The sequence below is a fragment of the Microcoleus sp. AR_TQ3_B6 genome (genome assembly GCF_036702785.1).
GTDB lineage: Bacteria > Cyanobacteriota > Cyanobacteriia > Cyanobacteriales > Microcoleaceae > Microcoleus.
The window spans coordinates 38776-52162 of the sequence record NZ_JAUBVJ010000059.1; the positions used below are offsets into that span (position 1 = coordinate 38776).

13 protein-coding genes are annotated in these 13387 nt (G+C 44.9%); 9 read left to right on the forward strand and 4 right to left on the reverse strand.

All coding sequences use genetic code 11. The features are described 5' to 3' along the window. Positions 1 to 53 precede the first annotated feature (53 nt). The 7 genes from QUB56_RS24580 to QUB56_RS24610 all read left to right on the forward strand — a co-directional run bounded on the left by QUB56_RS24580 (position 54) and on the right by QUB56_RS24610 (position 7957). Positions 54 to 1358 (forward strand): aspartate aminotransferase family protein, encoded by a 1305-nt coding sequence (locus QUB56_RS24580; RefSeq protein ID WP_332958779.1) that lies wholly within the window; start codon positions 54 to 56, stop codon positions 1356 to 1358. Between the two features lie 300 nt (positions 1359 to 1658). Then, positions 1659 to 3137, forward strand: a complete 1479-nt coding sequence (locus tag QUB56_RS24585; RefSeq protein WP_332958780.1) for a TldD/PmbA family protein — start codon at positions 1659 to 1661, stop codon at positions 3135 to 3137. 132 nt (positions 3138 to 3269) lie between these two features. Continuing rightward, on the forward strand, positions 3270 to 4616 hold the full coding sequence (locus tag QUB56_RS24590; RefSeq protein ID WP_332958781.1) for a TldD/PmbA family protein: 1347 nt from the start codon (positions 3270 to 3272) through the stop codon (positions 4614 to 4616). Positions 4617 to 5051: 435 nt separating this feature from the next. Beyond that, entirely contained in the window at positions 5052 to 6176 is a 1125-nt protein-coding gene (locus QUB56_RS24595) for a THUMP domain-containing protein (protein WP_332958783.1), read from the forward strand. A 66-nt stretch (positions 6177 to 6242) separates the two neighbouring features. Then, a complete protein-coding gene (yhdJ, locus tag QUB56_RS24600; RefSeq protein ID WP_332958784.1) occupies positions 6243 to 7094 on the forward strand; it encodes an adenine-specific DNA-methyltransferase in 852 nt (283 codons plus the stop codon). 156 nt (positions 7095 to 7250) lie between these two features. Beyond that, entirely contained in the window at positions 7251 to 7457 is a 207-nt protein-coding gene (locus QUB56_RS24605; RefSeq protein ID WP_332958785.1) for a hypothetical protein, read from the forward strand. 5 nt (positions 7458 to 7462) lie between these two features. Beyond that, the gene (locus tag QUB56_RS24610) at positions 7463 to 7957 is read left to right on the forward strand and encodes a type II restriction endonuclease (RefSeq protein ID WP_332958786.1); all 495 of its coding nucleotides are present in this window, start codon (positions 7463 to 7465) and stop codon (positions 7955 to 7957) included. Positions 7958 to 8081: 124 nt separating this feature from the next. On the opposite strand, the gene hpxZ is transcribed toward QUB56_RS24610, so the two are convergent. The 3 genes from hpxZ to QUB56_RS24625 form a co-directional block, all read right to left on the reverse strand. Beyond that, a complete protein-coding gene (gene hpxZ / locus QUB56_RS24615; protein WP_332958787.1) occupies positions 8082 to 8468 on the reverse strand; it encodes an oxalurate catabolism protein HpxZ in 387 nt (128 codons plus the stop codon). Between the two features lie 231 nt (positions 8469 to 8699). Then, positions 8700 to 9119 (reverse strand): peptidylprolyl isomerase, encoded by a 420-nt coding sequence (locus tag QUB56_RS24620; RefSeq protein WP_332958788.1) that lies wholly within the window; start codon positions 9117 to 9119, stop codon positions 8700 to 8702. A gap of 236 nt (positions 9120 to 9355) precedes the next feature. After that, positions 9356 to 10225 (reverse strand): prohibitin family protein, encoded by an 870-nt coding sequence (locus QUB56_RS24625; protein WP_332958789.1) that lies wholly within the window; start codon positions 10223 to 10225, stop codon positions 9356 to 9358. Positions 10226 to 10347: 122 nt separating this feature from the next. Between QUB56_RS24625 and QUB56_RS24630 the strand changes: the two genes are divergently transcribed. Continuing rightward, positions 10348 to 11142, forward strand: coding sequence for an RNA ligase family protein (locus QUB56_RS24630; RefSeq protein WP_332958790.1), 795 nt, complete (start codon positions 10348 to 10350; stop codon positions 11140 to 11142). A gap of 266 nt (positions 11143 to 11408) precedes the next feature. Next, positions 11409 to 12563 (forward strand): AAA family ATPase, encoded by a 1155-nt coding sequence (locus QUB56_RS24635; RefSeq protein ID WP_332958791.1) that lies wholly within the window; start codon positions 11409 to 11411, stop codon positions 12561 to 12563. Positions 12564 to 12596: 33 nt separating this feature from the next. Here QUB56_RS24635 and QUB56_RS24640 read toward each other — a convergent pair whose 3' ends face one another. Beyond that, positions 12597 to 13277 (reverse strand): HAD family hydrolase, encoded by a 681-nt coding sequence (locus QUB56_RS24640; RefSeq protein ID WP_332958792.1) that lies wholly within the window; start codon positions 13275 to 13277, stop codon positions 12597 to 12599. Positions 13278 to 13387 lie beyond the last annotated feature (110 nt).

A 13387-nucleotide genomic window follows, 5' to 3' on the forward strand; every position in this document is an offset into this window, starting at 1 on the left:
TAGCAAGTTATAGTTTGAAAGCAGAATCATCAATATAAAAAGATAAAAAAACGATGACAAATATGGACGCTTACTGGATGCCATTCACCGCCAACCGACAGTTTAAAGCGAATCCGCGAATATTGGTTTCGGCAAAAGATATGCACTTTACAACAGATGATAACCGCTCCATTTTAGATGGTACTGCGGGGCTGTGGTGCGTGAATGCAGGACACGCCCGCGAGACAATTGCCGAAGCAGTTAAACAGCAGGTTTTGCGTTTGGATTACTCTCCGGCTTTTCAGATGGGACATCCGGGTGCTTTTGAATTGGCGGAACGTTTGGTGAAGATGATTCCGGGCAATTTCGATCGCGTTTTCTTTACTAATTCGGGTTCGGAATCGGTAGAAACTGCTTTAAAAATTGCCATTGCTTATCACCGGGTGAAAGGTGAAGGAACTCGCCAAAGATTGATCGGCAGGGAACGCGGCTATCACGGCGTTGGTTTTGGGGGAATTTCTGTCGGCGGTATCGGTACAAACCGCAAGTTTTTTGGCAGTTTGCTCACGGGAGTCGATCATTTGCCTCACACTCACAGTCTCGAACACAATGCTTTCAGCCGCAAACAACCGGAATGGGGAGCGCATTTGGCGGATGAATTGGAGCGGATTGTCGCTTTGCACGATGCGTCTAATATTGCAGCGGTAATTGTGGAACCGGTGGCTGGTTCAACGGGGGTTTTGATTCCGCCGAAAGGTTATTTAGAGCGGCTGCGGGCGATTTGCGACAAATACGGAATTCTGCTGATTTTTGATGAGGTGATTACCGGATTCGGGCGACTCGGCTCTAGTTTTGCAACGGAATATTTTGGAGTGGTTCCCGATATTGTGACGGCGGCGAAAGGGATAACTAACGGTACGGTGCCGATGGGGGCGGTGTTTGTGAAAGAAGGTATTTATGATGCTTTTATGAATGCTCCTGAAAATGCGATCGAGCTGTTTCACGGTTATACTTATTCTGGTCATCCTGTGGCTTGTGCTGCTGCTTTGGCGACGCTGGATATTTATGAGGAAGAAAGGCTGTTTGAACGGGCTGATAAGTTGGCCGATTATTGGGAGAATGCGGTACATTCTTTGAAGGGTGTCCGGCACGTAATTGATGTTCGGAATCTGGGACTGGTAGCGGGTATTGAGTTGGAATCTATCGCGGGAAAGCCTGGGAAACGGGCTTTTGATTGTTTTATTCTGTGCTATGAAAAAGGGTTGCTAATTCGGACGACGGGTGATATTATTGCTTTGTCGCCGCCGCTGATTATTGAGAAGGAACATATCGATCGCATTGTGGAAATTTTGACAGGGGTTTTGCAGGAGATGGAGTAGGGTTAAAATGAGATGTTGCACCATTCTCGCTTAACAGGCAAGATGCCTGTTCCACATTAACAGGCAAGATGGCCTGTTCCACAAACAGTAAATTTATTGTGGGGTGGTTCTCCTGCCCGCCCATAAAAGAGCTATGGATAATGGTGCAAGATATTAGAGTAAATGAACCGCTTTCGTCGCGAAGGACGCGAAGGAGGAGAAAGAAGAAGAGGCAGTTGTTCCTTCGTGTTCTCCGCGGTTCGTTCAAAAAAATAAAAAGCGCTATAATAATTAACAACTAATGACGAATGACTAATAACTATGGTACAATTAACTGCAAAAATCTCTGCTAACGAGTTAGCAAATTTGGCTGTAGATTTGATTCGGAAAACAGGATGCGAGTACGGTGATGTGCGTTTTTGCAGTTACCGAAGGCAGAATCTTTACGCGCGCGATCGCTCTTTAAGTCAACTGTCAGATAATGTAAGTTCGGGTTTTGGCGTGCGGGTGCTTCTCGACGGCGCTTGGGGGTTTGCCGCCAGTCACAGCAAAACGCCGGCAGAGGTTGCAAGAATAGTCGCTTTGGCTGTAGAAATCGCTAAAGGCAGCCGCTTGACTCAAAAGGAACCGGTGCGGTTAGTGCCTGTCGAAAAATATGTCGATACCTACATTACTCCGATCGCCCTTGACCCTTTTTCTGTACCCGTTACTGACAAAGCCGAACTCCTGCTAACTATCAACGAGCGGCTGCTAGCACACGGCGCACAAGGCATCAAAAAAGCTTCTTCTTTTTTGCAGTCAACCCGCGAAGACAAGGTTTTTGCTTCTACAGAAGGCTCGCTAATCGAACAAACAATCTACCGCACCTATCCGGGTTTTAGCTGTACGGCAATTGCGGGCGGTGATGCCCAAAGTCGCAGTTACGAACGCCCGCCGATGAATATCGGTTACGAACATATTAATCCCGATGATTTGTTGAGTCAAGTCGAAAGAGTTGCCGCCGAAGCTATTGAAAAAGTCAGCGCTCCCACAGTCCCGGCTGGTATTTGCAAATCCCTGATTCTTAAGCCGACAAATTTATATTTGACAATCCACGAATCTGTAGGACATCCAACAGAATTAGACCGGGTTTACGGCTACGAATCTAATTTTGCTGGCACGAGCTTTGCTACTACTGATAAGTTAAATAAACTGCAATACGCTGCACCTTGGGTGAATTTTAAGTGCGATCGCACTCAACCAGGCGGCCGCGGTACCATGGGTTACGATGATGAGGGCGTAAAATCACAAGATTGGTACGTTGTCAAGGATGGGATTTTAGTTGATTATCTCACTGACAGAGAGACGGCTTATCGCCTAGGACGTGCCAGCAGCAACGGTTCTGCTTGCGCTGACAGTTGGTCGAGCGTGCCGATGGTGAGAATTCCCAATTTGGGATTGGAGCCGGGCCCGGATGGCGGCAGCCATACTGCTACTTTGGCACAGATGATTGCTGATACCGAAGACGGGATTTTAATCGACGGTATCGGTAGTTATTCGATCGACCAGCAGCGGCGCAATTTTCAATTCGGCGGCGATGCTTTTTGGAAGGTGGAAAAAGGTAAAGTTGTCGGTATGTTGAAGGATGTAACTTATCAGGCGATGACTACTGATTTCTGGAATCAAATAGATGCGATCGGGCCGGCTTCGGAGCTGGTTCAGTGCGGTACGAATATGTGCGGAAAGGGCGAGCCGATGCAGGTTGCTCAGATGACTCACGCTTGTGTGCCGGTGCGAGTGAGGGATATTCAAATTGGGTAATAGGGCATGGGGCCTCGGTTCTTAGTTATTAGTTAATTGCTAACAATGCCCAATTTGCAATGCCCAATTCGCAATGCCCAATTCGCAATGCCCAATTCGCAATGCCCAATTCGCAATGCCTAATTACCAATCATGATTGTAACAACATCGCCCGCACTTTTAAGTGAAGACCAAGCCTTATCTGTAGTAGAAAAAGCAGTCAAACTATCCAAAGCAGAGGAAGTATTTGTCAGTCTCTCTACTGGCGAAGAATCTCTTTCGAGATTCTCGGAAAATCAAATCAGTCAAAATATCAGCAAAACTGTATTTAGCCTGAGCATTACTAGCTATTTCGGCAAGAAAAGCGCCTCTGCTGCTGTTACAGAATTTGATGAAGATGCGATCGCCTCTGCCGTCAAGCGATCGGAAGAATTGGCCAGAATTGCGCCTGCAGACCCCGAATGGATGCCGCTGCTGCCGCCTCAAACCTACGATTTGCGATCGCCCGCCTTCGACTCCGCAACGGCAACTGTATCGCCTCTAGCCCGGGCCAAAATGGTGCAGCAAGCTTGCGCCATTACCGGACAGGGGGGGGCTCACGGTTCGGGCACTTTGAGCGCTGAGGCGTCGCTGACTGCCATCGCCTCGTCAACCGGACTCCGCGCCTGCAACCAGTCTACAAACGCGGATTTCAGCTTGACTGCTCGCGTTGAAGACGGTTCTAGCTGGGCGAGGAGCACTGCTTGGAGTATCAACGAATTGCCCATCGCCCAATTAGCAGAACAAGTGCTCGATCGGGCGAACTCCTCCCGCAACCCGCGCCCGATCACTCCCGGCGTTTATCCGGTAATCCTTGACGGCGCTGCTTTTGCGGCCTTGCTACCGTGGGTGATTTGGGGGCTGGATGCGAGGGCGGCGGATGAGGGGCGATCGTTTATGTCGATCGCCGGTGCAGATGGAAAACCAGCGGGAAACCGCGCGGGGGAACAACTTTTTAGCCCAAGAGTGCAAGTGCAGCGCGATCCGGCTCATCCTTTGCTGCGATCGAATACTTTTTTCGGCGACGGATTGAGCAATAACTATTTGGAAATCATCAAAGACGGCGTCCCTCAAAGTTTGTCTTATTCCCGCTACTGGGCCGCACAAAAAGGCAAAGAGGCAAAAGGTGCTTATTCCCCGATCGTGATGACAGGTTCCGACCAAAGTTTAACAGATTTAATTGCTCAAACCGAGCGAGGAATTTTTGTCAGTCGAGCTTGGTACGTGCGCTACGTTAATCCGAAAACATTGGAAGTAACGGGGATGACTCGCGACGGTACTTTTTGGATTGAGGATGGCAAAATTGCTTACCCGATTAAAAACCTGCGTTTCAATCAAGTTTTACCTGATATGTTGCGCGATGTGGATGCAGTTAGTGCGGTGAGGCGTTACGGCGGTAGTGTCGTGCCCGGAGTGCGCGTGAAAGCTTTTAATTTCACGAGTATTACTGACAGTTTGTGACTTGCAAGGGTGAGGTGCGCCCAAACTCACCCCCAGGAGTCGGAATTCTTCATCTCTCTCTTCTCTTAATCTGCGTAAATCCGCGTCCATCCATTGTCATCTGCGGTTAATACATTCTCTTTTTTAAACCGCAGATGAGGGCAGATAAACACAGATTAACGCAGATAAATTCTATCAATTCTGGTTGCACCGTCCGTGATAGTTGACCAAAAATTTCTTGATGGTACCCGCCACGTGATTTATCCGTGGAATCAATCCAAAATCTCAAATCGAAAATCCTCAAGCCCCCGCATTTATCCGTGGGGTCAATCTAAAATCTAAAATCTAAAATCTAAAATCGATTGACTGTTGACTCGATTTTACAATTCCGATGGTACCGGATTTGATATAATTTAGGGCGCTCGAGAAAAACCAATTCCCAATTTCCAATTATCAATGAATCAATATTTTGCTACAGTTGCGCGCGGTTTAGAAACAATTGCCGCCCAAGAATTAGAACGTTTAGGGGCGCAGGATGTCAAGCCAGATTTTACTGGGGTTTACTTTGCGGGCGATCGCGCTTTATTGTACCGCGTCAATCTGTGGTCGAGAACTATTTTTCGAGTCCTAATGCCGATCGCCGAATTCCGGTGTTACAACTCGGATATGCTCTACCGCGAAGTGCAGAAAATCCCTTGGGACGAATACTTATATCCTGACAATACTTTAGCAGTAAACTGCACCGGCGGCAACGATAAGTTGAACCACACTCACTATACAGCTTTGCAGGTCAAAAATGCGATCGCCGACCAACAGCGCCTTCAATTTAACAAGCGTTCTAATGTCGATGTAGAGCATCCCGATTTGCTAATTAACATTCACATTCATCAAGATAGAGCTATTTTAAGCTTAGACAGTTCTGGCGGCAGTTTGCACCGCCGGGGATATCGACCGGCGATGGGGCTTGCTCCCCTCAAAGAAACCCTCGCTGCGGCTTTGTTGGAGATGGCAGAATGGACGCCTGATTTGCCGTTTTTAGACCCGATGTGCGGTTCTGGAACTTTGCCTTTGGAAGCGAGTTTAAAAGCTTTGAATATTGCACCGGGATTGTTTCGAGAAAAGTTTGGATTTATGACTTGGCGGGATTTTGACGAACCTTTGTGGGATAAATTGTGGGCCGAAGCTGAAAACAGCGAATTGCCGGAACTTAAAGAGGTGATTGCAGGGTGCGATCGCGATTCCGATATGTTAACTCAAGCTCGCACGAACGCGCAGCAAGCTGGTATTTCCGGTAAGATTCAGTTTGCTCAAACCGAGTTATCTCAGTTGGAAGCCCCCGCAGACAGAGGCGTTCTGATTTGCAATCCTCCCTACGGAGAAAGGCTGGGAGATGCTAGCGAATTGGGAGATTTGTACAAGATGTTGGGGGATATTTTCAAGCATCGTTTTAAAGGTTGGAATGCCTTTATTTTGACTGGAAATAAGGAGTTGGGTAAAAAGGTTGGACTCAGGACATCGCGGCGAATTCCTGTTTATAATGGATCGATTCCGTGTACTTTGCTCAAATATGAACTGTATTAAATTATTATACAACATATTTCACGACACTTGGCAATAGCCAATATTAATTGGAAGAGGTTAGGCTGAATGAGAATCTTTGAAGTTGACGACCACAAGCTCATTTTAGGAGATGTCTTAGAAGTGCTTGGCAGTAAAATCCCAGACAACTCAATCGATTTAATTTTTGCCGATCCACCCTATAATATTGGCAAAAATTTTAATGGTTTTAAAGACAAGTGGGAATTTGAAAACGATTATTTAGAATGGAGTTATAGTTGGTTAAACTTATGTGTTAAAAAGCTCAAGCATAACGGCAGTTTGTATCTAATGGCGTCAACTAAAAGTATGCCCTACTTTGATTTATATTTGCGCGATCGTTTAACAATTCTTTCTCGAATAGTGTGGTATTATGACAGTTCGGGCGTACAAGCAAAAAAATATTACGGTTCTCTGTACGAACCAATTTTATATTGCGTCAAGGACAAACGAAATTATACATTCAATTCCTCCGATATTCTGGTAGAGGCAAAAACCGGATCTGTTAGAAAACTAATTGACTACCGCAAGGCTACACCATCAGTATATAATTCTAAAAAAGTTCCAGGTAATGTGTGGGAGTTTCCGAGAGTGAGATATCGTATGCCTGAGTATGAGGAACATCCTACCCAAAAACCAATATCATTGTTAGAAAGAATTATCAAAGCCAGTAGTAATGAGGGCGATGTTGTACTAGATATATTTTCGGGAACTTTTACAACATCATTTGTTGCCAAGCAGCTTAACAGAAAGTCAATCGGCATAGAATTACAAGAAAAGTATCTACAAATAGGATTGCGGAGGTTGCAAATTACCCCGGATGAGAGTGAAGAGGTTCTCATGTCTGAAGTCAACTCCGGTGAAGTTTCGCCACACCAGCTAACACTAAACTTACAAGTCTAATAAAAATGGAACATGAATTTACAAAAATAATTAATGTCCTTTTAGAGGCTAAGTTTGGCGACGTGGGGGATAAAATATTGCGTGAAAGCCAGCTAATTTTATATTTGAATATCAAGACTAAATCTTAAAATAAAGGCTCAAAATTAAGAGGAAGTTTTGCCAAGTTATACGCAATATATGTTTGATGGGTTTAACGAAAATTTATTAAAAGTCAAAATCAATGAGAATGAATACAATATAGCAGAAACAGTAATTCACATAATTAATGCTTACGTTGAAGCTAAGAGAGATAGCTTGGAAAAGTTTATTCAAATTTGTAAAGATGCTCAAACATTGACAGAGGTTCAGTCAGAGAATTTATAAAACAAATGGTAGCGCCGAATGTAGATGCTCGAATTTTCGAGATAGTCAGCTACAGTATATTAAAATACTACTACAATGACCGAGTTATTTATTGGGGTTGTGCACTAGACACACTCCAGCAAGAAAATTTAAAGCTGTTTAAAACAGGTAGGACAAATGCTAATGATGGGGGAATTGACTTTGTAATGAAACCCCTAGGACGTTTTTTTCAGGTGACTGAAACTGTAGATGTAAATAAACCTTTCCTAGACATTGATAAAATTGAAAGGTATCCGATAACATTTGTAGTTAAATCTTTAGATTCAGATAGTGAAATTAAATCAAAGATTGAAGCACAAGCTCGAAAGCTGTATTCAATAAATGCTATAATATCTCAGTACATGGAATGTATAGAAGAAATAATTAATGTTCCTATTCTGATAGAAAGATTTGAACAAGCTGTTGCCAAAGGGTACTTAAGCGATATATTGAGCGAGATTATTAAGCAGAGCCGATTATAATTTAATTATGAAGATCGGGAAGAAAGTCAGGAAATTGAATTATTAGACGTTGCTCTAGAGGATGAATGATTCAGTCATAAAGTCCGCCTGCTTTAGACAATTATTGTTTCCTTACCTTTAACATCTACACCGGCAACAAAGAAACGTGAGCGGAAACAATCTTCCAACCTTCAGGAAACTTGCGCCACATCTGACTCTGCCGCCCCAGCCGCACTACTCCATCGCAAGCACGGCGGAATTCCAGCGTCACAGCCGCCGTGTCTGCATCGAAAGTCACGACTTTGAGGTTGAACATTTCTCGATCGACATTTGCAGGCGATCGCCCTTTGCGAAAAGCCCTCACCTCCTCGCTCCCGTACAGGTTCTCCGTCACCCCAAACCGCACGACTTCCGGCGCATCCCAGAACAAATTATCGAGAGTTTCAATATCGTTCGTACAAAGAGCTTTTTCGTATTTTAAATATAGTTCCGTTAACTCAGTCACCACAGCCGAATCATTGATAACAGTCATTCGATTTTAGATTTTAGATTTTAGATTTTAGATTGACACCACGGATAAATCCGGGGGCTTGAGGATGCAAGGATTTTGGATTTGGGATTGATTCCACGCATAAATCCGGGGGCTTGTACCATCAATAAATTATAGCTCATAAATTGTAGATTTTAAAACTCTTAACTTTCACAAGTTTTGTTGGCAATAAGGACTTTATTCCTTATTGCCAACAAAACTAATTACTAGAAATTAATGCTCAATTTTGAGCGAAATAATCTTGTCACCTTGGCGGATAGCATTGACGACAGACATATCCTCAGTTTTGCCAAAAGTTGTGTGAACTCCATCTAGATGAGACTGCGGAGAATGGCAAATAAAGAATTGGCTGCCACCCGTATCGCGGCCTGCGTGAGCCATCGATAAAGTTCCTGCCAAATGTTTGTTGGAGTTGATTTCGCACTTGATTTTGTAGCCGGGGCCGCCCGTTCCATTGCCTTTTGGACAGCCACCTTGAATCATAAAGTTAGGAATGACTCGGTGAAAGGTTAATCCATCGTAAAAACCTTTTTCCGCCAATTCAACAAAATTTTTCACTGTGTTAGGCGCATCCGCATCGAACAATTCCAAATTGATTGTGCCTTTCTCGGTTTCCATAATAGCGCGGGTCATGATTTTTCCTTGCTTCCTAAAATGACTGTGTTGCCTGGGTGTTAATTGCGGACTTCGCTTTTATAGCGACAGGTTTCAAACTGTCGTTATATTGTGACTTTCAGAAGTGTAGCATATTCCGGCAACTCTCATAGGACTTGTGTGTGTTTTCTGAGGAAACCCGGTTTCTTGTGAGATTTCTGGTTAGCAAAGCCAATATTTTCGGAGACACCGGGTTTGTTACCCTCTGTCATATTTTAATTGTTGGTCGCTTGCGGGTGTTCTGGTTCTTCCTGAATATCGCTCATATTAAAAATGAAAGGAACCCGACTCGAACCTGCGCCCATAACCAGCACTTTTGGCATCTGAGCGCCGCCGCTTCTCCAAGCTTCGATCGCCTCTTTTTGCAGCACTAAATTGCCGCCTTGAGCCTTCAAAGTTTCAGCCAAAAGTCTTTGAGCTTCCGCTCTACCTTGAGCGCGGTTAATGTCAGCTTGAGCCTGCTGTTCTGCTTCCTGAGCTACATAAACAGCCCTTTGCGCCCGCTGTTCAGCAACCTGTTTCTCCTCAACCGCTTTCGCAAAATCTGTGGAGAATCGAATGTTAACAACGCTCGTATCGAGTACGATTACATCATACTTGGATAGCCTTTCCTTCAGCGCAGTATCAAAGTCTTGCTTCAGTTCTCTTCTTTGAGTAATAGATTGTTCGGCGGTTCTCAGTGCAGCCGCTGTTTTAAATGCTTCTTGCGTCTGAGGAGCAATAATTTTTGAGACTATATTCTCCAAAGTTCCTTGAGTCCTTCGGATCTCAACTATTTTCTCAGGATCGAGGCGAAAGTTGATCGCAAAACTAGCATTTAAATCCTGAAGGTCTTTAGTAGCACTCTGGGCGGGAACTTCAAATTTTTGCACTGTTACATCGTACACATCTACCTTGGATATTAGCGGGGGTCTGAAGTGAAACCCTTCTAACAATGCTCCATCTGTGGCTTTTCCTAAAATGCTGACTACCCCTGCTTCACCTGGATTGATGACGACAAAAGAGTTTAAGCCGAGGAGTAGCGCGCTTAGTAATAGAATCCCAGCGATTGCTGATGATATGCTCTGGAAACTTTGATTTTTCAACTTACACGCTCCTTTGTGCTCATTCCATTATAATGGTTAAATAGATTTGGTCGCCTCTAAAGTCTAAAATTTAAAATGGATGGGGTCGCCTCTCAAATTTAAAATTTAAAATCAATTAGCTGATGCTCAATATTGTTAAATATCCTAGAACTTATCACATCGAAGGTTCGCGTTTCCAACCGGGTGATGAAGACCTCGACAGCGTGCCATTTAGCGCCCTGATCGATCGCCCTCTAATTATAGAAGAAAAGGTAGACGGCGCTAATACAGGCATCAGCTTCGCACCCGATGGACAAATGCTGCTGCAAAGTCGCGGCCACTATCTCACCGGCGGGCCGAGGGAAAAACATTTTAACTTATTCAAACAGTGGGCTTTCAGTCTCAGCCCAGCCTTGGGAGAAGTGCTGGGAAATCGCTACATTCTTTACGGCGAATGGCTTTATGCCAAACACACTGTTTTTTATGATTTTTTGCCGCACTATTTTATGGAATACGACGTGCTGGACTTAGAAACGAGTCAATTTCTGAGTACAGAATCCCGCCAGAAGTTGTTAAGCGGACTGCCGTTAGTGTCAGTGCCCGTGCTGTTTTCGGGAGTGCTGAATTCGCCCAAGCAAATGATGCAGTTTATGGAAAAATCTAATTTTATTCAACCTGGACATTTGGATCGGTTGCGTTTGTACTGTCGGGAATTGGGATTGGATGAAGAACGAGGTGTGAAAGAGACTGACAAGAGCGATCGCATGGAGGGTTTGTACATTAAAGTCGAAGAAGATGGCATAGTAAAGGCGCGTTACAAATACGTGCGCGCCAGTTTTTTGACTGCTATTAAAAATGCCGAAGGACATTGGCTCAATCGCCCAATTATACCGAATCTTCTGCGTCCTGGTGCCGATTTATTTGATTTTAGTTTGTAAACTGATATCTTGCACCCTTGTCAAGAACGGGCAAGATGCCCGTTCCACAAAGAATGAGTTTTCTTGTGTAACAGGCATCTTGCCTGTTCCTAAACAAGTAATTGAGAATGGTGCAAGATGTGAGTCAAGTAAGAAATGGCGACCATTGGCGTCAACTTTCCACGATATTTCCCGAATTCCAGCAGCGGTTTAAACCCCTGCCTCAAAGCTAAAGTCCTTTTCCATAGGACTGATGAGTTGTTAAGTCAGATCCAACAAGTAAAGTTATGAATACACTGTTAGCCCCGCCTTGGACTTTTCCCTTTTGTCCCCAACCGCCCGATTGGTTTCTGGATTGGGACAGCATTCAAAATCATTTCGATTGGATTCAAAACTTAAAAGGATGTCAGCAAGACCCGATTTATCACGCCGAAGGAGACGTTTTAATTCATACTAGAATGGTCTGCGAAGCATTAATATCTTCCCCAAATTGGCGTCAATTACCCGTCCAAGAACGATCGATACTTTTTGCCGCCGCTTTGCTGCACGATGTCGCCAAACCAGCCTTTACCAAAATAGAAGCCGACGGCAGGATTAGCTCAAAAGGTCACGCCCGCCAAGGTGCGAGAATGGTCCGACAAATTTTATCTCAATTCGAGCCGCCCGTGCAGTTTGACATTCGCGAAACAGTTGTGGCGATCGTCCAATTCGGCAGTTTACCCATCTGGCTGATCGACAAACCCAACCCGCAGCAGTCTGTAATTAAAGTCAGTCAAGTTGTCCGCTGCGATTTCCTCGCGCTTTTAGCCGAAGCAGACGTGCGCGGCCGACTGTGTAGCGACAGACAAGAACTGCTCGATAAAATAGAACTATTTCGGGAGTTTTGTCAAGAAAATAATTGTTTTGATTCTCCCCGAAAATTCCCATCACCACACAGCCGATTTATCTACTTCCACAAAGAGAATGGCAACCCGGATTACGAAGCATTTGACGACACTAAATGCGAAGTAATTTTGATGTCTGGCTTGCCAGGAAGCGGTAAAGATTATTGGATTCGGAAAAATCTCCCAGATTTGCCAGTAATCTCGCTGGATGCACTGCGAAAAGAGATGAATGTGCCTCCCGACGAAACACCTGGAAATGTGGTGACAGCAGCCAAACAAAGAGCGCGCGAATACATAAATCAGGGGCGTTCTTTTGTGTGGAACGCCACGAATACAACTAAACAAATGCGGCAGCAATTAATTAATTTTTTTGCTGCTTATCAAGCGCGAATTCGCATTGTTTATCTAGAAGTACCTCTAGAAGAAATATTGCAGCGGAATCGATCGCGCCCAGCAACTGTACCCGAAGCAGTCATCCGCAAATTAGCTGCGCGGCTGGATATTCCCGATCGCACAGAAGCCCATCAGGTAGAGTGGATTGTGAGCGATCGCGCTTAATAGTGGCAATCCACCCGCTAGCGCCGTATTACTTCACCGCCCTACCAATTCCTTTTTTCCTAAAATAGAATCGTCATAATGCGCCAACAAATCAGCAGGGTGATCGTAAATTTCCGCAGCATTTGCCAGCGAAGCATCATCGAAACCTCCGCACCGAAAAGCAATTACTGGCACCCCGCACTTGCCCGCAGCTTCGATATCGTAAGGAGTATCAGCTAACATCACAGTCTGACTCGCTTCCATCTGCAATTTGCTCAAAGCAGCTTCCACAATATCCGGTTCCGGTTTAGAAGCTTCCGCATCGCTAGATGTCGTGGCTTGGTCCAATAAATCGTCAACTTGTGCAGCTTTCAGCAAACCGGAAAGTTCTTCGGTGGTAGCTGAAGTAGCAATAATTAGCCGCAATCCTTCTTGCTGCATTTTTAACAGCAAATCCCGCGAACCGGGGGTGGGAGAAAGTTCGGGAGAAAAGCGGTTAATAATCAGTTCCTTGCGCCGCTGTGCAATCTTTTTCCCGTCGCCTGCTTCGTCGGAAAGTCCTGATACCATTTTGGGTATAACTTTGTCGCCTCCCATGCCAATTAGCGGGCGAACTTTCTCGAACGGCACGTCGTAGCCGTAAGCCGCAAATGCCTCTACCCAAGCTTGAGCGTGGGCGTCATTGCTGAGCGTCAGAGTACCGTCAATATCGAGTATTACTGCTTGCAATTTCATAAGTTATATTAATTCCGGTTGTACCGGAATGATTGTTGACTGTTGACTGTTGACTGTTGACTGTTGACTGTTGACTGTTGACTGTTGACTGTTGACTGTTGACTGTTGAC

What these genes read in the sequence shown, in the direction of transcription:
- hpxZ (WP_332958787.1), bottom strand. Translation starts at nt 8,468, where the DNA reads ATGACTGTTATCAATGATTCGGCTGTGGTGACTGAGTTAACGGAACTA.
- yhdJ (WP_332958784.1), top strand. Translation starts at nt 6,243, where the DNA reads ATGAGAATCTTTGAAGTTGACGACCACAAGCTCATTTTAGGAGATGTC.
- QUB56_RS24585 (WP_332958780.1), top strand. Translation starts at nt 1,659, where the DNA reads ATGGTACAATTAACTGCAAAAATCTCTGCTAACGAGTTAGCAAATTTG.
- QUB56_RS24595 (WP_332958783.1), top strand. Translation starts at nt 5,052, where the DNA reads ATGAATCAATATTTTGCTACAGTTGCGCGCGGTTTAGAAACAATTGCC.
- QUB56_RS24630 (WP_332958790.1), top strand. Translation starts at nt 10,348, where the DNA reads ATGCTCAATATTGTTAAATATCCTAGAACTTATCACATCGAAGGTTCG.
- QUB56_RS24640 (WP_332958792.1), bottom strand. Translation starts at nt 13,277, where the DNA reads ATGAAATTGCAAGCAGTAATACTCGATATTGACGGTACTCTGACGCTC.
- QUB56_RS24620 (WP_332958788.1), bottom strand. Translation starts at nt 9,119, where the DNA reads ATGACCCGCGCTATTATGGAAACCGAGAAAGGCACAATCAATTTGGAA.
- QUB56_RS24610 (WP_332958786.1), top strand. Translation starts at nt 7,463, where the DNA reads ATGGTAGCGCCGAATGTAGATGCTCGAATTTTCGAGATAGTCAGCTAC.
- QUB56_RS24590 (WP_332958781.1), top strand. Translation starts at nt 3,270, where the DNA reads ATGATTGTAACAACATCGCCCGCACTTTTAAGTGAAGACCAAGCCTTA.
- QUB56_RS24580 (WP_332958779.1), top strand. Translation starts at nt 54, where the DNA reads ATGACAAATATGGACGCTTACTGGATGCCATTCACCGCCAACCGACAG.
- QUB56_RS24635 (WP_332958791.1), top strand. Translation starts at nt 11,409, where the DNA reads ATGAATACACTGTTAGCCCCGCCTTGGACTTTTCCCTTTTGTCCCCAA.